This is a genomic window from Streptomyces asoensis (genome assembly GCF_013085465.1).
GTDB lineage: Bacteria > Actinomycetota > Actinomycetes > Streptomycetales > Streptomycetaceae > Streptomyces > Streptomyces cacaoi_A.
In genome coordinates this window covers 7,297,343-7,317,368 of record NZ_CP049838.1, presented here as the reverse complement: position 1 = coordinate 7,317,368, position 20,026 = coordinate 7,297,343, and the positions used below count along the sequence as shown (strand labels likewise).

The following is a 20,026-nucleotide window of genomic DNA, read 5'->3' as shown; positions in this document are numbered from 1 at the left end:
GGATCAGCTCTTGGCAGCCGCGGCCTTGGTCTTGGCCGTCTTGGCCGCGGCAGCCGGAACCGCCTTGGCGGCGTCGTCCGCGGGCGTGCCCGCGGTAGCCGCGGCGACCGCGGCCGGCTCGGCGGCGGGCTCCTCCGGACGCACGCCGACGCCCAGCTTCTCCTTGATCTTCCTCTCGATCTCGTTGGCGAGGTCGGGGTTGTCCTTCAGGAAGTTACGGGCGTTCTCCTTGCCCTGCCCCAGTTGGTCGCCCTCGTACGTGTACCAGGCGCCGGCCTTGCGGACGAAGCCGTTCTCCACGCCCATGTCGATCAGACCGCCCTCGCGGCTGATGCCCTGCCCGTAGAGGATGTCGAACTCGGCCTGCTTGAAGGGGGGCGCGACCTTGTTCTTGACGACCTTGACGCGGGTGCGGTTGCCGACCGCGTCTGTACCGTCCTTCAGGGTCTCGATGCGTCGGATGTCGAGGCGCACCGAGGCGTAGAACTTCAGCGCCCGGCCACCGGTCGTGGTCTCCGGGGAGCCGAACATCACGCCGATCTTCTCGCGGAGCTGGTTGATGAAGATCGCGGTGGTCTTGGACTGGTTGAGCGCGCTGGTGATCTTCCGCAGTGCCTGGCTCATCAGACGGGCCTGGAGACCGACGTGACTGTCGCCCATCTCGCCCTCGATCTCGGCGCGCGGGACGAGCGCGGCGACGGAGTCGATGACGATGAGGTCGAGGGCGCCGGAGCGGACCAGCATGTCCACGATCTCGAGGGCCTGCTCGCCGTTGTCCGGCTGCGAGAGGATCAGGTTGTCGATGTCGACGCCGAGCTTCTTCGCGTACTCGGGGTCGAGAGCGTGCTCCGCGTCCACGAAGGCGACCTGTCCGCCGGCCTTCTGCGCGTTCGCCACGGCGTGCAGCGTCAGTGTCGTCTTACCGGAGGACTCCGGGCCGTACACCTCCACGACGCGGCCACGCGGCAGCCCGCCGACCCCGAGGGCGACGTCGAGTGCGGTCGACCCGGTGGGGATGACCTCGATGGGCTCGTTCGGTCGCTCGCCGAGACGCATCACGGCGCCCTTGCCGAACTGCCGTTCAATCTGTGCGAGTGCGGCATCCAGTGCCTTCTCGCGGTCGGTTCCTGCCATGGGTTCCACCCGGTTTGCTTGAGTCGATCGCTTCACGTCAAAGACGCTAACGCCTGCCACTGACAATGCGCCCCGACGCCGGTCCGGCCTGTGGATAACTCGGGTGTCCATCCGTCCAAACCTGGACATAACACCCGACCAGAGTCTCACCGGAGCCTTAATAAGAACGGATGTTCGATTTCCGTGTCAAGCGCACCACGCGACACTTCCGAGGCTACGTTCACGCGCCGACAACACCCCCCGGTCCTTCTCACGCGGGCCTCCGTCCCACACGCTCCCGGCTACTTCCCCGGGCGTACGGCGGGTGTATTCGGCGGGACGACGACGGCGTACGACACGACCGGGACGCTCGGTGCATGGACCAGCAGAAGACCGGGCACGCCCGCGGCGCAGCGGAATCCGGGCACCCGATCCCGCACCCCCTGGACGGCCAGGACGGCCAGGACGGTCAGGACGACCCGTACGTCCGGTACCCCCGACACCGCCGATACCACCTCTACGAGGTGACGGCGCTCCTGCTGATCCTCTCCGGGCTCGTCCACCTCGCGGTGTTCGCCGTCGACGGCGGCCCCTGGAACGGACCCGTCTCCTGGCGCAAGCCGGTGACCTTCGGGCTCTCCTTCGGGGTGACGCTCCTCGCGGTCGTCCGGGTCACTTCGTATGTGCGTGTCGGACCACGGCTGCGCGCCGCGCTGCTCGGGGTGTTCGCCGCCGACTGCGTCGTGGAGGTCGCGGGCATCACCCTCCAGGCGTGGCGCGGAGTGCCCTCCCACCTGGACATGGAGACGCCCTTCGACACGGCGGTGTCCATGACGCTGGCGGTCGGCGGCGGAGTCCTCGTGGTGCTGCTCGCCGGGTTCGCCGTGGCATCCTTCCGGCACCGGCCGACGGGCCCGGCAGGGATGGCGCCGGCGGTGCGCTCCGGTTTCGCGATCCTGCTCGTCGCGCTCGCCTCGGGGGCGGCGATGATCGCGCGCGGTGTCGTGCTCACCCGCACCGGACACCAGGAGGCGGCGTACCACTCGACGGCCTCGCTCAAGCCCCTGCACGGGGTGAGCCTGCACGCCGTCCTGGTGCTGCCCGCCCTGGCCTGGCTGCTGTCCCGCACGCCCTGGAGCGAGGCCGTACGTCGGCGGATCGTGGCCGCGGCGGTGGGTTGCTACGCGGCCGCGGTCGCCGCGGCCGGAGTATGGGCGGTGCTCAGGTACTGACTGCCGCTCCCCCTCAGCCGGACTCGGCCCGCGACCCGTCCCGCCGATGCCGCACTCGCCCCCACAACCGCCGCGCGCGCGTGAGCGGTCCCTCCCCGCGTTCCCGGTGTCCGTGGACGCGGGGGTCGTCCGTGACGTCGTAACGCTTCACGTAGGCGCCCAGGAACGCCTGGAGCGTCGCGACCGCCGGGATGGCGATCAGTGCGCCGACGGCGCCGAGGAGGGCGGTGCCCGCGATGACGGAGCCGAAGGCGACGGCGGGGTGGATGTCGACGGTCTTCGAGGTCAGCTTGGGCTGAAGCATGTAGTTCTCGAACTGCTGGTAGACCACGACGAAGATGAGCACCCACAGCGCGTACAGGGGCGAGACCGTGAAGGCGATCAGCATGGGCAGGGCGCCCGCGAGATAGGTGCCGATGGTGGGGAGGAACTGCGAGACCACGCCGACCCAGACGGCGAGCACGGGCGCGTAGGGGATGCCGAGCGCCTCGAGCAACACGTAGTGCGCGACGCCTGAGATCAACGCCATCAGCCCGCGCGAGTACAGATAGCCGCCGGTCTTGTCGACGGCGATCTCCCACGCCCGCAGCACCTCGGCCTGCCGGGCGGGCGGCAGGACGGAGCACAGCGCGCGGCGCAGGCGCGGTCCGTCGGCGGCGAAGTAGAACGAGAACAGGGCGATGGTCAGCAGCCGGAAGAGGCCGCCGAGGACCTGTGTGGAGACGTCCAGCACCCCGGCGGCGCTGTTCTGGGCGTATTTCCTCAGCCACTCGGAGTGGAGCAGGCCCTCCTGGATGTCCACGCGCCTGAGGTCGGTGTGGAACGTGGTGTTGACCCAGTTGATCACCGAGTCGAGGTACTCCGGGAAGCCCTCGATCATCTTGATGATCTGGCCCGCGAGCATCGAGCCGAGCAGCGTGAAGAAGCCGGCGACGACGATCAGCAGGCCGAAGGAGACCAGGAAGGTGGCCAACCCCCTGCGCATCCCGCGGGCCGACATCCGACTGACCGCCGGCTCGATGGCGAGGGCCAGGAAGAACGCGATCAGGATGTTGAGCAGCAGACCGATGAGCTGGTGGAAGGCCCACAGACCCAGTTGGAACACACCGATGAGAGCGAGCGCGAGCACCATGGCGCGCGGAAGCCAGCGCGGCATGCGCGCGCCCTGCCCGGCGCCGTCGTCGGCCGGGGGCGGCCCGGTGGGCGGCGTCGCGCCGAGCGGGGGTGTGTGCCGGGCGACCTGCCCGGTCTCGTCAGTGGGTGCCACGGACCAAGTCTCACCTACGGCACCGACAATCGGAGAACCGCCTGCGGTCTTCTTGTGGGATCAGCGCATCTCCTGTGGAACGTTCATCACCGTGCACACCACGCGCCACACGTCCTTGGCCTCCCAGCCGTGCGCCAGCGCCTCGTGCACCGTGCGTCCGCCGAGTTCCGCCATCACGTGATCGCGCGCGAACGTCTCGGCGTACCCCGCGCCGAAGTGCTCGTCCATTCGCTGCCAGAAGACCGTCAACCGCATGACACCAGTATCCCGCGCGCGGGGGTGCCCCTCGCCGGGACCGCCTGCCGAGACCGCTTTCCGCCCTACGGTCTGACGCATGGCCGAATCCGGAGCATCCCCACTCCCCCCGACACCCTCGGCGCGCTCCCCGCTCTTCCGCGCCGAGCACTTCGTCTGGCTCACCGCGCGCGTGCTGGAGCAGCGCCTCTTCGCGCACGACTTCCTGCACGGCGCCGCCGACCCCGTCGAGACCGCCCTCGACGCCTACCGCAACGAGGACGGCGGATACGGCCACGCGCTGGAGCCCGATCTGCGCGGCCCCGTGAGCCAGCCCCTGCACACCGTGCGGGCACTGCGCGTCCTGGACTCCGTCGGTCGCCTCGGCGGCCGGCGCGTGGAGCGGGTGTGCCGCTACCTGACCTCGGTCTCCACCGGCGACGGCGCACTGCCGGCGATCCATCCCAGCCAGCGCGGGTACCCTGCGGCCCCCTTCATCCCGATCGTGGACGACCCGCCCAGCGAACTCCTGTCCACCGGGCCGGTGGTGGGCCTGCTGCACCGCAACGACGTATGGCACGCCTGGCTGTTCAGGGCCACCGACTTCTGCTGGCAGGCGATCGACTCCCTGGAGCGGTCCCATCCGTACGAGGTCCAGGCCGCCGTGGCCTTCCTGGACTCCGCCACCGACCGCCCGCGCGCGGAGGCGGCCGCCGACCGGCTGGGCCGCCTGGTGCGCGCGCACCGGCTCGCCGCGCTGGACCCGGACCACCTGGACGCGTATCCGGTCGCACCCGGCTACGCCCCCGGCGAGCACCACTTCCCGTACGACTTCGCGAGGACACCGCACTCCCTCGCGCGGGCGTGGTTCACCGACGACGAGATGGCACGCTCCCTGGACCACCTCGTCGACGATCAACAGCAGGACGGCGGCTGGCCCATCCGGTGGCGCCGCTGGGCACCCGGCACCGCCCTGGAGGCCCGTCCCATGGTGACGATCGAGGCCCTGCGCACCCTCAGGGCCTACGGCCGCGCCATCGGCTGATCCCGCCCCTGCCGCCGGCGCCCGCCCATCACCTGGACCGGCCCTCCTCGTCCCTCACCCACCCAGGGCCCGCACCCCCGCCGTCACCACCACGGCGGCCGCGACGACCAGCAGGAAGGGAGCCCGCAGCAGGAGGGCGACGACGGCCGCGGCGAGCCCCGCGGCCCTCGCGTCCAGCACGAGCGCGTGCCCGTCCGCGAAGGTCTGCTGGGCGGTGAGGGCGGCGAGCAGGGCGACGGGGAGCAGGGCGGCGAACCGCCTGACGAGCGGCCGTTCGAGAAGGCCCGCGGGGACGAGCAGTCCGGCGAGCTTGACGGCATAGCAGCCGAGAGCGGTCGCGGCGATCGCGATCCAGGTGTTCAACGCTCCTCCTCCCCCGTGTGGACCCGACCGGCCGCCCGACCGGCCCGGCGCCGCCCCTCGAGGTACAGGACGACCGGTGCGGCGAGCGCGGCCATCAGCACGGGCACTCCGGCGGGCAGCACGGGCAGCAGGCCCAGCCCCAGGAGCACCGCGAGCCCGGCGACGGCCCGCTCGGCGGTGGTCTTGAGCATGGGCGCGAGCAGCGCGAGGAAGACGGCGGGCCCGGCCGCGTCGAGCCCCCAGGCGTCCGTGTCCCCGATGGCCTCGGCGCCCAGGGCACCCAGCAACGTGGTGAGGTTCCACAGCACGTACAGAGTCAGCCCGGTGACGCCGAAGCCGATGCGCGCGGCACGCCTTCCGGGCTGGGCGAGCGAGACCGCCGCCGTCTCGTCGATCACCCATTGGGCGGCGAACGGGCGCACCGCGCGCGGGAGCGCCAGTGACTGCGACAGACGCAGTCCGTAGAAGGCGTTGCGCACGCCCAGGAAAAAGGCGCCGGCGGCCGCCGTCAGGGGATTGCCGCCCGTCGCCAGCGCCCCGACGAGCGCGAACTGGGACGCCCCCGTGAAGACGAGAAGACTGAGCGCGCAGGTCTGCCACACCGAGAGTCCGCTGCCCGCCGAGGTCACCCCGAAGGCGAACCCGGAGAGTCCTACGGCGATCCCGACCCCGAGAGCGTCCCGTACGACGGCGGCGTCCGGCCGTCCCCCGCCGTCGGCGCGTCTGTCCGTGAGAGCTGTCTGTTCTGCCACGACCACGACGGTAGGAGCAGCCCTCCGGGCGGGTCTTGTACGTTCTTGCGCTCACGCTGGTACGCCCCTGGAGGGACTCCGACGATCCGGGCGAAGTGGCGGTTGAGGTGCGGCTGGTCGGTGAACCCCACCGTGACGGCCGCCTCCGCAGGTGCGATCCCCGCGTCCAGCAGCCGGCGCGCCCGCCGCACCCGGGCATCGGTCAGCCAGGCATGGGGCGGCAGCCCGTACGCGTCCCGGAAGGCCCGCAGCAGCGCGAACGAGCTGGTCCCCAGGTCCGCGGCCAGCTCCTCCAGCGTCGGCGGATCGGCCAACCGCTCCTCCAGCACGCCACGCGCGCGTGCGGCGATCCGTGCCCCGGCCGACCGCACCTCCCGCTGCGGCAGCGGTCCGCCGTTGAGCCGCAGCAGCCGCGTCACCGCCACCCGCAGCAGCGTGTCGGCGGCCAGCGCATTGCCCTCCTCAGCGGCTCGGAGCACCTGATGCACCAGCCCGACGGCATAGGCATCGTCCAGCACGGGACTGACGAAACCCGGGGTGCCACGAAGGGTCGTGGTCTCGGCCGCGATCTCGGCCACCACGTCGGGCGACGGATACACGGCCCCGTACCGCCAGCCCTCCGGCACCCCGGCCCGCCCGGTGTGCGGCGTGTCCGGGTTGACCAGTGCGAGCGCCCCCGCCCCCGCGTACTGATCGGCCCCTCGGTGGTGAAAGACCTCCACCCCCTCGGCGATGGCAGCGATCACGAAGTGCTCGTGGGTGTGCCGCACGAAGGTCTTGCGGACATACCGGGCCCGCAGCAGATCGACACCGGGCAGCTCCGCATACCGCCAGTGCCGCGCCAGCTCACCCGAACCAGAACCCGAATGCGCCACATACCCATTCTCCGCGACACACCACCGGACCACCGCGCCACCGCCGCCCCGCCGCCCCGCCGCCCCGCCGCCCCGCCGCCCCGCCGCAAGGCGAACGCCGACAGCCCAGGCACGGGTGACACCGCATCTGCGCAGGTCAGAGCAATTGTCAGTGGCCGGGTGCAGGATGGACGCATGGTCAGCTCCGCACACCGAGCCCTCGACGGCTTCTCCCCCGCGACCCGCGGCTGGTTCACGGGGGCGTTCTCCGCGCCCACCGCGGCCCAGGCGGGCGCGTGGCAGGCCATCGGCGAGGGCGCGGACGTGCTGGTGGTGGCCCCGACCGGCTCCGGGAAAACCCTGGCCGCCTTCCTCGCCGCCCTGGATCAGCTCGCCTCGACACCCCCTCCCGCCGACCCGAAGAAGCGCTGCCGGGTCCTCTACGTCTCCCCCCTCAAGGCCCTCGCGGTCGACGTGGAGCGCAATCTGCGCAGCCCCCTGACCGGCATCCGCCAGGAGTCCGTGCGTCTCGGCCTGCCCGAGCCGGAGATCAAGGTCGGCATCCGCTCCGGCGACACCCCGCCCGCCGAGCGCCGCGCGCTGTCCACCCGCCCCCCGGACATCCTGATCACGACCCCCGAATCGCTGTTCCTGATGCTCACGTCGGCCACGCGCGACGCGCTGACGGGCATCGAGACGGTGATCCTGGACGAGGTGCACGCGGTGGCGGGCACCAAGCGCGGCGCGCACCTGGCGCTCTCCCTGGAGCGGCTGGACGAACTGCTGCCGAAGCCCGCCCGCCGCATCGGCCTCTCGGCCACGGTCCGGCCGGTCGACGAGGTGGCTCGGTATCTGTCCCCGCACCGCAAGGTGGAGATCGTCCAGCCGAAGTCCGGCAAGGAGTTCGACCTCTCGGTCGTCGTCCCCGTGGAGGACCTGGGCGAGCTGGGCGGCTCCCCGGTCGCCGAAGGCTCGGAAGGGGCGGAGCGCCCGTCGATCTGGCCGCACGTCGAGGAGCGGATCGCCGACCTCGTCCAGGCCCACCGCTCCACCATCGTGTTCGCCAATTCCCGCCGTCTCGCCGAACGCCTGTGCAACCGGCTCAACGAGATCGCCTACGAGCGGGCCACCGGCGAGCCGCTGGACGAGCACCACTCGCCCGCAGAGCTCATGGGTGGCTCGGGTGCGACCCAGGGCGCTCCGCCCGTCATCGCGCGCGCCCACCACGGCTCGGTCTCTAAGGAACAACGCGCACTCGTGGAGGAGGACCTCAAGGCGGGCCGGCTGCCCGCCGTCGTGGCGACCTCCAGCCTCGAGCTCGGCATCGACATGGGCGCGGTGGATCTCGTCGTCCAGGTGGAATCACCGCCTTCCGTGGCCTCGGGCCTCCAGCGCGTCGGCCGCGCGGGACACCAGGTGGGCGCCGTGTCCACCGGTGTGGTCTTCCCGAAGTACCGCGGTGACCTCGTCCAGGCGGCAGTGGTCACCGAGCGGATGCGCACGGGCTCGATCGAGTCCCTGAAGGTCCCCGCCAACCCCTTGGACGTCCTGGCGCAGCAGCTCGTCGCCATGACCGCGCTCGACACCTGGCAGGTCGACGACCTGCTCACCACGGTCCGCCGCGCCGCCCCGTTCGCGTCACTCCCGGAGTCCGCGTTCACGGCGGTCCTGGACATGCTGGCCGGCCGCTACCCGTCCGACGCGTTCGCCGAGCTGCGCCCGCGTGTGGTGTGGGACCGCGTCGCCGGCACGATCACCGGCCGTCCCGGCGCCCAGCGTCTCGCCGTCACCTCCGGAGGCACGATCCCCGACCGGGGCCTGTTCGGCGTCTTCCTGGCGGGCGCCGACCCCAAGAAGGGCGGCGGGCGGGTCGGCGAGCTCGACGAGGAGATGGTGTACGAGTCGCGCGTGGGCGACGTCTTCACGCTCGGCACCAGCTCCTGGCGCATCGAGGACATCACACGCGACCGCGTCCTGGTCTCCCCCGCCCCCGGCGTCCCGGGCCGTCTGCCGTTCTGGAAAGGCGACCAGCTGGGCCGCCCGCTGGAGCTCGGCCGCGCGGTGGGCGCGTTCCTGCGCGAGGTCGGCTCCCTGCCCAAGGACGACGCCCGGCTCCGGCTGCTCACCGCGGGCCTGGACGCCTGGGCGGCCGACAACGTGCTCTCCTACCTGGACGAGCAGCGCCAGGCCTGCGGACACGTCCCGGACGACCGCACGATCGTCGTGGAGCGCTTCCGGGACGAACTGGGCGACTGGCGGGTCGTCGTCCACTCCCCCTTCGGCGCCCAGGTCCACGCCCCCTGGGCCCTCGCGCTGGGCGCCAAACTCTCCGAGCGCTACGGCATGGACGCCCAGGTCATGCACGCCGACGACGGCATCGTCCTGCGGCTGCCGGACGCCGACCTCATGAGCCTGGACCTGCTCGACCAGGAGCCTTCGAAGGCCGGCACGGAATACGACGCCGAGCAGGCACCGGTCGGCGCGGCCGACGTCGTCTTCGACAAGGGCGAGGTCGATCAGATCGTCACCGATCAGGTCGGCGGCTCGGCCCTGTTCGCGGCCCGCTTCCGCGAGTGCGCCGCCCGCGCGCTGCTGTTGCCGCGCCGCAACCCCGGCAAGCGCACCCCGCTGTGGCAGCAGCGCCAGCGCGCCGCCCAACTGCTCCAGGTGGCGAGCGAGTTCGGCTCGTTCCCGATCGTCCTGGAAGCGGTGCGCGAGTGCCTCCAGGACGTCTTCGACGTTCCCGGACTCGTGGAACTGATGGGTGACCTGGAGGCCCGCAAGGTCCGCCTGGTCGAGGTCACCACCCCGGAGCCGTCCCCCTTCGCCCGCTCCCTCCTCTTCGGCTACGTCGCCCAGTTCCTCTACGAAGGAGACTCCCCGCTCGCCGAGCGCCGCGCGGCCGCCCTCTCCCTGGACTCGCGCCTGCTGGCCGAGCTGCTCGGCCAGGCGGAGCTGCGCGAACTGCTCGACGCCGAGGTCCTCACGGAACTGGAGCGGGAACTCCAGTGGCTCACCGAGGACCGCCGGGTGAAGGACACCGAAGGCATCGCGGACATCCTGCGCCTGCTCGGTCCGCTCACCGACGCCGAGCTGACCGAGCGCGGCGCCGAACCGCACTGGGCGCAGGAGCTGGCCGCCGCCCGCCGTGCCATCCGGGTCCGTATCGCGGGCGCCGACCACTGGGCCGCGATCGAGGACGCGGGCCGGCTGCGCGACGCGCTCGGCACGGCGCTCCCGGTAGGTGTGCCGGAAGCCTTCACGGAGCCGGTCAAGGACCCGCTCGGCGACCTCCTCGCGCGTTACGCACGCACCCACGGCCCGTTCACCTCGGCAGACGCCGCCGCCCGCTTCGGCCTCGGCGTGGCGGTGACCGAGGGCGCCCTCCAGCGGCTCTCGGCCGGCGGGCGCGTCGTCCAGGGCGAGTTCCACCCGGCCGGCATCGGCCAGGAGTGGTGCGACGCAACGGTCCTGCGCAGGCTGCGCCGCCGCTCCCTGGCCGCCCTGCGGCACGAACTGGAGCCGGTACCGCCGCCCGCGCTGGCCCAGTTCCTGCCCCAGTGGCAGCACATCGGCAAGGGCCACTCCCTGCGCGGGACCGACGGACTGGTGCGCGCCGTCGAACAGCTCCAGGGCGCTTCGGTGCCCGCCTCGGCCCTGGAGAAGCTCGTCCTGCCGTCCCGCGTGCGGGACTACGCCCCGGCGATGCTGGACGAACTCACCGCCTCCGGAGAGGTTGTCTGGGCCGGAGCGGGCGCCCTCCCCGGCAAGGACGGCTGGATCTCCCTGTACGTGGCGGACGCGGCGCCCCTGCTCCTGCCGCCGCCCCACCCTCTGGAACTGACGGCACTGCACCAGTCGGTCCTGGACGCCCTCTCCGGGGGCTACGGCCTGTTCTTCCGCCAGATCGCCGACCAGGTCCGCGCCACCACGCACCCCGACGCCACCGACCCGCAGCTCGCCGACACCGTCTGGGACCTGGCCTGGTCCGGTCGGCTCACCAACGACACGCTCACCCCCCTGCGCGCCCTGCTGGGCTCGGGGCGCACGGCCGGCTCCACGGCCCACCGCGCCAAGCGCAGCGTCCCGCGCGGCCGCTACGGCTCGTTGACGGCAGCGGCCCGCCCCGCTTCCCGCAGCGGCCCTCCGACCGTCGCCGGACGCTGGTCCCTGCTGCCGGCCCACGAGTCCGACCCCACGGTCCGCGCCCACGCCCTCGCCCGTACGCTCCTCGACCGGCACGGCGTGGTGACGCGGGGCGCGGTCGCGGCCGAGGGCGTCGAAGGCGGCTTCTCGGCGACGTACCGCATCCTGTCCGTCTTCGAGGAGAGCGGTCAGGCCCGTCGCGGGTATGTCGTCGAAGGCCTCGGCGCGGCGCAGTTCGCCATGGACGGCGCCGTGGACCGACTGCGCGCCGTGGCCAACGCCCGCGACCGCGGCGAGCCGCCGCCCGGCCCGAACCCGGCGGCGAGCCCCTCGGACGGCTTCGCCTTCCCCGACGGCTTCCCGGCAGACGACACCTGGGACGTCCCCGGCCTCGACGCCCGCCCGCCCTCCCCCTTCGACGCCCCGGCGGCCCCCGCCTCGCCGGACGAGTACGCCTCCCCCCGCGACTTCGCCTCCCCGGGCGCCGGTGGCCCACGCGGGGGCAGCGGCTTCCCGAACGGCTCAGACGGTCCGGACGGCACAGGCAGGCCGAACAGCTCGGGCTTCCCGGCCGGCTCAGGTTTCCCCGACCACCACAACCCCCTGCGCGCCCAGCACCGCAACCGCTACGGCACCGCATCCGGCGTCTCCCGCGCCGTCGTCCTCGCCGCCGCCGACCCTGCGAACGCATACGGCGCCGCCCTGGGCTGGCCCGAGCCACCGAGCGGCGCCGGGCACAAGCCGGGCCGCAAGGCCGGCTCCCTGGTGGTGCTCGTGGACGGCGAACTGACGCTCTACATGGAACGCGGCGGCAAGACCCTGCTGGCCTGGCCGTCCACCCCGGACGGCGAGGACACCCCCACCGACGACCCGCGCCTGCACACCGCCGCGCAGGCCCTCGCGGAGGCCGCGCGCGCGGGCTCTCTCGGCACGGTCACGGTGGAGCGCGTCAACGGCACCTCGGCTCTCACCTCCCCCATCGGCGCCCTCCTGGAAGGAGCGGGCTTCATCGCGACCCCTCGCGGCCTGCGGCTGCGTGCATGAGCGCCACACCGCGCCCGGAGCGACTCGCATGTCACCCTTGACCCATGCCCGAAGGTGACACGGTCTGGCAGGCCGCGAGGCGCCTGAACGACGCCCTCGCGGGCAAGGTGCTGACCCGTTCGGATCTCCGGGTGCCCAAGTACGCCACCGCCGACCTCACCGGCCGCACCGTCCTGGACGTCACTCCGCGCGGCAAGCATCTCCTCACCCGCATCGAAGGCGACCTGACGCTCCACTCGCACCTGCGGATGGACGGCTCGTGGAAGGTGTTCACGAACGACCAGCGCTGGACCGGCGGCCCGGCGCACCAGATCCGGGCGATCCTCGGTACCCACGACCGCACCGCCGTCGGTTACCGCCTCCCCGTCCTCGACCTGTTGCGCACCGCCGACGAGCCACGAGCCGTCGGCCACCTCGGCCCCGACCTGCTGGGCCCCGACTGGAACCCCGATCGAGCCCTCGCCAACCTCCTCACGGACCCCGCCCGTTCCCTCGGCGAGGCCCTCCTCGACCAGCGCAATCTCGCCGGCATCGGCAACGTGTACAAGAGCGAGCTCTGCTTCCTCCTCGGCGTCACCCCATGGCTCCCCGTCGGCGCGCTCCCCGCCGACCGCGCCGCGAAGCTGCCCGCCCTCGCGCAGAAGCTCCTGGAGGCCAACCGCGACCACCCGGTCCGCAACACGACGGGCCGCCGCGGCCAGAACCTGTTCGTCTACGGCCGCGCACCCCGCCCCTGCCTGCGCTGCGGAACACAGGTCCGGGTCGCCGACCAGGGCGACGGCTCCCGCGAGCGTCCGACCTACTGGTGCCCCGTCTGCCAGACCGGCCCCGCCCCGGCACCGGGCTCCCCGCCTACGCGCCGTATCCGCCCCCGCACCATCCGGTGACGCCCCTCAACGACCGCTCCCCGGAACCTCGTTGACGAGCCGCCCGCAACACCCGAACAAGCCCATCACAATTGACGGACCGTCAGAAACCCTCGTACCGTCCCTTCATGGCCGTGAAGGCGTACGACCTCACCGGACGCACCGCATTCGTCACCGGCGCCGCGAGCGGAATCGGCCGCGCCTGCGCCGTGCTGCTCGCCCAGGCGGGCGCCACCGTGCACGGCGCGGACCGCGACGAGCAGGGCCTGCACGAAACGGCGACGCTGATCAAGGACCGGGGCGGCACGGCCCGCACCCACCATCTCGACGTCACCGACCGCGTCCAGGTCCGGCAGGCCGTCGAGTCCTGCGAGCGACTCGACGTCATGGCCGCCGTCGCCGGCATCATGCACAGCAGTCCGGTCCTGGAGACCCGGGACGAGGACCTCGACCGGGTCCTGGCCGTGAACTTCAAGGGAGTGCTGTACGCCTGCCAGGAGGCGGCCCGCCTGATGCTGGCGCGCGACACCGGCGGCAGCATCGTCACCATGGCGTCGGGCGCCGTGGACACCGGCGGCCCCGGTCTGCTCTGCTACGGCGTCGCCAAGGCGGCCGTAGTCCAGTTGACGAAGACGCTGGCGACGGAGGTCGGCCGGCACGGCATCCGTGTCAACGCCGTCGCCCCGGGCTGGATCCGCACGCCCATGACCGACCGCCATGACGCCGGCGCACAGGCGCACACCGAGGCGCTCATGGCCCGTATGTCGCCCCTGGGCCGGGTCGGCGAACCCGAGGACATCGCCCACGCCGTACTCCACCTGGCCTCGGACGCGTCGGCGTTCACAACGGGCCAAATCCTCCGCCCGAACGGCGGCGTGGCAATGCCCTGGTAACCGCCACCCCACGGACACCTTGACGGACCCCCTCGGCGCCCTCCGCTCCCATCCCCTCCCAGCCCCACCACGCCCGCCTCCCAGCCCCCACCTCGCCCCCTCGCAGCCCTCACCACGCCTGCACACACCCCGCCCCGAACCCGGCATCCCAGGCCCGCCTCACCCCGCGCCCCGCCTCGCCCCCCGCCTGCACCCCACCCCACACCCGACCCCGGTCTCTCAAGCCGGCCGCACCCGCACCCCCGCACCTCGGCTCGCCCCTCCCAGGCCCCACCACGCCTGCACCCCACCCCACCCCGACCCCGTCTCTCAAGCCCGCCGCACCCGCACCCCGCCCCGCCTCGCCCCTCCCCGGCCTCACAACCGCACCTCGGCCCCACCGCACCGCCAGAGGCCCCACCCAAACCAACGCCGTCCGCACAGCACAGCCCCCACCCGAGACAGCCTCGGCCTCCTCCAGGCCCCACTTCCACAGCGGTCGCCCGGGCACCCAGCCCTCTCGCCACGCCCACGGCGGTCACCCGGGACCCAGCACCCAGCACCCAGCACCCAGGCCCCCAGGCCCCCAGGCCCCAGCCAGCATTCCCAGCCGCCGGTACCCCCTTCCAGCCCGCCCGGCCCCGCCACCTTGTTCCAGCCGTGGGCGAAGATCATCGCCCCAAGGATCGGGCCAAGCATCGGACCCAGCGCCACGCCGAGCGCGAGGACGGCACAGCCCAGCCCCCTCCTCACCCCGCCGAAGGCCCCCAGCCCCCGCCCACGGACCCCTACCCCCGTGCCTCCCCCGCAGCGCCGCCCCCACCCCCCGCGCCCCCACCACCGGCTCTTCCGCCCTCCGCGACCCCCCGCCAAGCAGCCCTCCATCGCCCCTCCCCGACCGCCCCCACCGCACGCGCCTTGGCCACACAGTGCACCGGTAGCAGGCTCAGCCCCCACCCTCCCGCGGCGACCGCTCCCTCCAGCACCCCGGCGTCGGACGCCACGGCGAGCCTCAGCACGGCCCACCACCACACCGTGCCCAACCCCAGGCCGAGCCCCAGCACGGCCCCACGCCCCGCTATTCGCCCCACCATGGCCGTCACCTCCAGCCCGAGCCTCACCACGGCACCCAGTAACCCCCCGCGCCTCCGCAGAAGCCGACGCTAGACGCCCGCCCTCACCCCCGGCAGGGCGCACGGGCGGCACATCGGCGCATCAGTCGAGCCGATCCGCCACCCGCGCCCCCGCCGCCTCACACGCTCTCCGCCTGGAACATCCAGTGATGCTTCTCGAGATCGGCGGTGATCCCGATGAAGATGTCCTGGCTCACAGGATCCGCGTCACCCGTGGCCATCACCCGCTCCCGCATCCGGGTGATCACCGCGCCCAGAGCGGCGACGAGCGTGCCCACCGCGTCGGCATCCTTGACCCAGCCCCCCGCCACCGCACTGATCCCACTGCCGGCCGCCACCGTCGCCGCACGTCCGTCCGGTGAGACGCCCAGCGCCGAGGCTCGCTCCGCCACGGTGTCGGAGTGGGCGCGGGCGACGTCCACGACCTCGTCGAGCTGGAGGTGGACGGACCGGAAACGGGGCCCGACGACGTTCCAGTGGACCTGTTTGGCGACGAGCGACAGGTCGACCAGGTCGACGAGCGCGCCCTGCAACGCCTCCGAGACGGTCTTCAGGTCGGCGTCGGACAGGGGACTCTTCACGACGTACATCGGTACCTCCGGTGGTTGACCCCCGACGTGCCCCTCCACGATGACCTCGGCACCCCGCACCGGCAAACGGACGACAGACGCGAAAAACCCCGACCGCACCTTCTCCGGGTCTTCCCGGAGAAGCCCCGGCCGGGGCCTCACACATGCCTTCCTACGTGCCTGCGTCGCGTCACACGCGCACGCGTCACACGCCCGCGCGCGTGAATGTCACGCGGCGACCACATCCACCGCCTCGGCGGGTGCCTTGATGGTCACCCGCTCCGGTGGCACACCGGTCACCGACACGGAACCCAGCATCGGACGAACCGACGCCGGTACAGGCGCGCTGGGGGTGGCGGCAGCAGACTGAGCCAGCTCGGCGAGAGCGAGCTCGTCGCTCACTTCCCGCATGAGCTCGGACATCCGTACGTCCAGCGCGTCGCAGATGGCGGAGAGCAGCTCGGAGGAAGCCTCCTTCTGCCCCCGCTCCACCTCGGAGAGATAGCCGAGTGAGACTCGGGCGGACGAGGAGACTTCGCGCAGAGTACGGCCCTGGCGCTGGCGCTGCCGACGCAGCACGTCACCCAGCAGGCGACGGAGCAGAATCATCGGTGGCTCCCTCCTCGGACCGCGTAGCCGCATCCTTCACGCCCCACCGTACCGCCTTGCGCTGCGGCCGTGCGGGGAGCGATGTCGTGTTCACTCAGGGCTGCAAACATCAAAACCCCCCGTTCTGTTCCGTATCCTGTGCCCGCTCATTCCCGGTGTGTTCGCCCGCAAGCTCTGTCAGGAGCAGTGCGAGTACGCTCCGTACACTCTCTCTACGAATTTCCGCCCGGTCGCCGTTCAACCGCAGGGCCTCCACTTTTCCGCCGCCGGCAGAACCGGAACCCGCCCCGATCGGGCCGTCCACCGCCACGAAAACCGTCCCCACCGGCTGTCCGTCCTGGGGGTCGGGGCCGGCGACGCCCGTGGTCGCGATGCCCCAGTCGGCCCCCAGCGCCTTCCGCACTCCGGCGGCCATCTGGGCCGCGACCTGCGCGTCCACGGCCCCGCGCGCGGCCAGCAGGTCCGCGTCCACCGCGAGCAGTGCGTGCTTGAGGTCGCTGGCGTAGGCGGTGACGGAACCACGGAAGACCTTGGACGCGCCGGGGATCGTTGTGATCTCCGCCGCAACCAGGCCACCGGTCAGCGACTCGGCCACGGCGAGAGTCTCTTCCTTCACCGTGAGTAGTCGCACCACGTCGGTGGCCGGGGAATTCACGCTTGCGTCTCCTCCAACGCGGCCTTGCGCTCGGCGATTCCCTGCCTGCGCAGCACAACGGCCTGTCTTACGTAGTCGAGCCCGGTCACCACGGTCAGGACGACCGCCGCGGCCATCACCCACCACCTCAGAGTGGCCAGCCAGCCCGTCAGCGCCAGGACGTACATCCCGACCGCCACGCCCTGCGTGAGCGTCTTCAGCTTGCCGCCCCGGCTCGCCGGGATGACCCCGTACCGGATGACTACGAAACGCATCAGCGTGATCCCGAGTTCCCGGGCGAGGATCACGATCGTCACCCACCACGGCAGGTCGCCGAGCGAGGAGAGGCAGATCAGCGCCGCTCCCATGATCGCCTTGTCGGCGATGGGGTCGGCGATCTTCCCGAAGTCGGTGACGAGGTTGTACGTCCGCGCCAGGTGCCCGTCGAACAGGTCGGTGATCATGGCGATCGCGAAGGCCGCCCAGGCGAACGCACGCCATGCCGGGTCGTAGCCGCCGTCGGCCAGCATCAGCGCGACGAAGCCGGGCACCAGGACCAGCCGAAGCATCGTCAGCAGATTGGCGATGTTCCAGACGCTGGCCTGGTTGACGGCGGCGGCCGCCAGCTTCGCGCCCCGCGGCGGCTTGCCGGCACCCTCCGGGTCGGCGATCGCGGCGGCGTCGGCAGTCACTCCCGAAGGAGCCACCACGGCGCCCGCCGCCGGTGCGGCCTGCGAAGCCTGGGAACCCGGTGAGGTCTGCGAAGCCGGTGTGGCCTGCGACGCCGGTGAGGCCTGTGAGGAGCCGCCCGCAGCCGATGCCGGAACACCCGTCATCTGCCCGCCTCCTCGCTACACCCGAACGAGCCCGGCAGGGGCTCGGCCACCAGGTCGACACCTTCGGTACCGACCACCTTCGCCTCGACCATACGACCGACGCTCAGGTTTCCGCCCGATGTGAGCAGCACCTGGCCGTCCGTCTCCGGAGCCTGGTGCTCCCCACGGCCGTACACGCCCTCCTCGTCCACCGACTCGACCAGTACGTGCACGGTCTCGCCGACCCGCTCCTCGGCCCGCTGCGAGACGAGCTCCTCGGCGAGCCGGGAGACCCGGGCGAGCCGCTCCGCGACGACGTCGACGTCGAGCTTGTCGTCGTACGTCGCGGCCTCGGTGCCGTCCTCGTCGGAGTAGCCGAAGACGCCGATCGCGTCGAGGCGCGCGCCGTTCAGGAAGCGCTCCAGCTCGGCCAGGTCGGCCTCGGACTCACCGGGGAAGCCCACGATGAAGTTGGAGCGCACACCCGCCTGGGGCGCCTTGCTGCGGATGGTGTCGAGCAGTTCCAGGAAGCGGTCGGTGTCGCCGAAGCGGCGCATCGCGCGCAGCACACCGGGCGCGGAGTGCTGGAAGGACAGGTCGAAGTAGGGCGCGATCTTCGGCGTCGAGGTCAGCACGTCGATCAGGCCGGGCCGCATCTCGGCCGGCTGGAGGTAGCTGACCCGCACCCGCTCGAGGCCGTCGACGTCCGCCAGCTCGGGCAGCAGCGACTCCAGCAGCCGGATGTCGCCGAGGTCCTTGCCGTAGGAGGTGTTGTTCTCGGAGACCAGCATGATCTCCTTGACGCCCTGCTCGGCCAGCCACCGTGTCTCGTTCAGCACGTCGCTCGGCCGCCGCGAGATGAAGGAGCCGCGGAAGGACGGGATGGCGCAGAAGGTGCAGCGCCGGTCGCAGCCGGAGGCGAGCTTGACCGAGGCGACCGGGGCGCCGTCGAGCCGACGCCGCAGGGGCGCGCGCGGGCCGGAGGCCGGGGCGACACCCTCGGGAAGGTCGTTCGGTCCATGGCCGGGCAGGGCCACCGAGGCGGCAGACTCCTGCCGCTCCGCCGGGCTGATCGGCAGCAGCTTGCGCCGGTCGCGCGGAGTGTGGGAGGCGTGGATGCCGCCGTTCAGGATGGTCTGGAGGCGGTCGGAGATGTCGGAGTAGTCGTCGAAGCCGAGCACACCGTCGGCCTCGGGCAGGGCGTCGGCGAGTTCCTTGCCGTACCGCTCGGCCATGCAGCCCACCGCCACGACGGCCTGGGTTCTGCCATGCCCCTTGAGGTCGTTGGCCTCCAGCAGGGCGTCGACGGAGTCCTTCTTGGCGGCGTCGACGAAGCCGCAGGTGTTGACGACGGCTACGTCCGCGTCCTCGGCGTCCTCCACGAGCTGCCAGCCGTCCGCCTCCAAACGGCCTGCGAGCTCCTCCGAGTCCACCTCGTTACGGGCGCAGCCAAGGGTGACGAGTGCGACGGTACGGCGTTCAGGCATGGGCTCAAGACTACTTTGTCCCACCGACACCGAACGTCGACGGGGTTGGCGATCTTCGCCAACCCCGTATACCCGAAGGCACGCCCCGCCTATCCGACCTGGGGGTCGCCCTTCGTGTAGGTCAGTCGCTCCACGGCGCCGGGCCGGAAGTCGTCGTCGAGCTTCTTGCCGTTGACGTAGAGATCGATCGCGCCGGCGTCGCCGAGGACGAGGTTGATCTTCTCGCTGTCCTGGAAGGTCTTGGAGTCGCCCTTCTTGAGCAGACCGTCGAAGAGCAGCCGGCCGTTGTGGTCCTTGGCGGCGACCCAGCTGCGGCCGTCGGTGGCGCTGACCTGGACGGTCACCTTGTCCTGGGGGGCCGCGGCGATGGCGCTGTCCGAGGGTTCCGGCTTCTCGTCGACGGGCTTGTCGGTCTTCGTCGTGGGTGAGGCGGTCTTGCCGGTCGCGGGGGTGGCGCCGTCGGCGACCTGCTCCTTGGACCCGTCGTCGTCGCCGCCCGTGAACGCGGTGAAGCCGACGAAGCCGACCACCGCGACGATCGCGGCGACCATGGCCGCGGTCCAGTTCGGCCCGCGCCGCTCGGGGCGGATTCGTTCCGCCTCGAACAGGGGCGCGGCCGGGGTCGGTGCCGGCCGGCCGCCGTGGGTGTCGTCGTACCGCTCGATCAGCGGGGCGGGGTCGAGGTGGACGGCCCTGGCCAGGGTCCGGATGTGCCCGCGGGCGTAGACGTCCCCGCCGCAGGGGGCGAAGTCGTCCGACTCGATGGCGTGGATGATGACGATGCGGACCCGGGTGGCGGAACTGACGTCATCGACGGTCAGCCCGGCCGCGATACGGGCCTGCATCAGGGCGCGGCCGATGGAGAAGGGGGCTTCCTCGGACGGGTCTTCGAACGGACGCTCGTCTTCAGGGGAGTTGCCGATGGACACGGGGGCGCCTTTCGAGCGTGTAGCCACCTGTGCTGGAGGTTCAGTCTAGGGGGGGTGCCAAA

The 20,026-nt window shown here is 72.1% G+C and carries 17 protein-coding genes; 5 read left to right on the top strand and 12 right to left on the bottom strand.

Annotation, left to right across the window (positions count from 1 at the left end; all coding sequences use genetic code 11):
* Positions 1-3: 3 nt before the first annotated feature.
* Entirely contained in the window at positions 4-1,134 is a 1,131-nt protein-coding gene (gene recA, locus G9272_RS32950) for a recombinase RecA (protein ID WP_171399884.1), read from the bottom strand.
* Positions 1,135-1,490: 356 nt separating this feature from the next.
* Here recA and G9272_RS32945 point away from each other — a divergent pair, with 356 nt between their 5' ends.
* Complete coding sequence (locus G9272_RS32945) at positions 1,491-2,345, top strand: hypothetical protein (RefSeq protein ID WP_171399883.1); 855 nt, start codon at positions 1,491-1,493, stop codon at positions 2,343-2,345.
* A gap of 13 nt (positions 2,346-2,358) precedes the next feature.
* Here G9272_RS32945 and G9272_RS32940 read toward each other — a convergent pair whose 3' ends face one another.
* A complete protein-coding gene (locus G9272_RS32940; RefSeq protein ID WP_171399882.1) occupies positions 2,359-3,612 on the bottom strand; it encodes an AI-2E family transporter in 1,254 nt (417 codons plus the stop codon).
* A 60-nt stretch (positions 3,613-3,672) separates the two neighbouring features.
* Positions 3,673-3,867 (bottom strand): DUF3046 domain-containing protein, encoded by a 195-nt coding sequence (locus G9272_RS32935; protein WP_171399881.1) that lies wholly within the window; start codon positions 3,865-3,867, stop codon positions 3,673-3,675.
* 79 nt (positions 3,868-3,946) lie between these two features.
* Here G9272_RS32935 and G9272_RS32930 point away from each other — a divergent pair, with 79 nt between their 5' ends.
* Entirely contained in the window at positions 3,947-4,891 is a 945-nt protein-coding gene (locus tag G9272_RS32930; RefSeq protein ID WP_171399880.1) for a hypothetical protein, read from the top strand.
* 54 nt (positions 4,892-4,945) lie between these two features.
* Here G9272_RS32930 and G9272_RS32925 read toward each other — a convergent pair whose 3' ends face one another.
* Genes G9272_RS32925 through G9272_RS32915 form a run of 3 tightly spaced genes read right to left on the bottom strand, consistent with a single transcriptional unit; the run spans position 4,946 to position 6,881 of the window.
* On the bottom strand, positions 4,946-5,254 hold the full coding sequence (locus G9272_RS32925; RefSeq protein ID WP_171399879.1) for an AzlD domain-containing protein: 309 nt from the start codon (positions 5,252-5,254) through the stop codon (positions 4,946-4,948).
* Positions 5,251-6,006: an AzlC family ABC transporter permease gene (locus G9272_RS32920; protein ID WP_171399878.1), complete on the bottom strand. Its 756-nt coding sequence runs from the start codon at positions 6,004-6,006 to the stop codon at positions 5,251-5,253. The genes G9272_RS32925 and G9272_RS32920 overlap by 4 nt, the downstream gene beginning before the upstream one ends.
* Entirely contained in the window at positions 5,907-6,881 is a 975-nt protein-coding gene (locus tag G9272_RS32915) for an AraC family transcriptional regulator (protein WP_171399877.1), read from the bottom strand. The genes G9272_RS32920 and G9272_RS32915 overlap by 100 nt, the downstream gene beginning before the upstream one ends.
* Positions 6,882-7,055: 174 nt before the next feature.
* On the opposite strand from G9272_RS32915, the gene G9272_RS32910 reads away from it, so the two are divergent.
* The 3 genes from G9272_RS32910 (at position 7,056) to G9272_RS32900 (ending at position 13,809) form a co-directional block, all read left to right on the top strand.
* Entirely contained in the window at positions 7,056-12,050 is a 4,995-nt protein-coding gene (locus G9272_RS32910; protein WP_171399876.1) for an ATP-dependent helicase, read from the top strand.
* 44 nt (positions 12,051-12,094) lie between these two features.
* Positions 12,095-12,937, top strand: a complete 843-nt coding sequence (locus tag G9272_RS32905) for an Fpg/Nei family DNA glycosylase (protein ID WP_171399875.1) — start codon at positions 12,095-12,097, stop codon at positions 12,935-12,937.
* Between the two features lie 107 nt (positions 12,938-13,044).
* Positions 13,045-13,809 carry an SDR family NAD(P)-dependent oxidoreductase gene (locus tag G9272_RS32900; RefSeq protein WP_171399874.1) on the top strand — a complete coding sequence of 255 codons (765 nt, stop codon included), beginning with the start codon at positions 13,045-13,047 and terminating at the stop codon, positions 13,807-13,809.
* A gap of 1,231 nt (positions 13,810-15,040) precedes the next feature.
* On the opposite strand, the gene G9272_RS32895 is transcribed toward G9272_RS32900, so the two are convergent.
* The 6 genes from G9272_RS32895 to G9272_RS32870 all read right to left on the bottom strand — a co-directional run bounded on the left by G9272_RS32895 (position 15,041) and on the right by G9272_RS32870 (position 19,964).
* A complete protein-coding gene (locus G9272_RS32895; RefSeq protein WP_171399873.1) occupies positions 15,041-15,511 on the bottom strand; it encodes a Dps family protein in 471 nt (156 codons plus the stop codon).
* 207 nt (positions 15,512-15,718) lie between these two features.
* Complete coding sequence (locus tag G9272_RS32890) at positions 15,719-16,099, bottom strand: helix-turn-helix domain-containing protein (protein WP_171399872.1); 381 nt, start codon at positions 16,097-16,099, stop codon at positions 15,719-15,721.
* Positions 16,100-16,208: 109 nt separating this feature from the next.
* Positions 16,209-16,754, bottom strand: coding sequence for a CinA family protein (locus G9272_RS32885; protein ID WP_171399871.1), 546 nt, complete (start codon positions 16,752-16,754; stop codon positions 16,209-16,211).
* Complete coding sequence (gene pgsA, locus G9272_RS32880; RefSeq protein WP_171399870.1) at positions 16,751-17,569, bottom strand: CDP-diacylglycerol--glycerol-3-phosphate 3-phosphatidyltransferase; 819 nt, start codon at positions 17,567-17,569, stop codon at positions 16,751-16,753. The genes G9272_RS32885 and pgsA overlap by 4 nt, the downstream gene beginning before the upstream one ends.
* Positions 17,566-19,035 carry a 30S ribosomal protein S12 methylthiotransferase RimO gene (rimO, locus tag G9272_RS32875; protein ID WP_171399869.1) on the bottom strand — a complete coding sequence of 490 codons (1,470 nt, stop codon included), beginning with the start codon at positions 19,033-19,035 and terminating at the stop codon, positions 17,566-17,568. Before rimO ends, pgsA begins: the two co-directional genes overlap by 4 nt.
* 89 nt (positions 19,036-19,124) lie before the next feature.
* Positions 19,125-19,964, bottom strand: a complete 840-nt coding sequence (locus G9272_RS32870; RefSeq protein ID WP_171399868.1) for a helix-turn-helix domain-containing protein — start codon at positions 19,962-19,964, stop codon at positions 19,125-19,127.
* Positions 19,965-20,026: the final 62 nt, after the last annotated feature.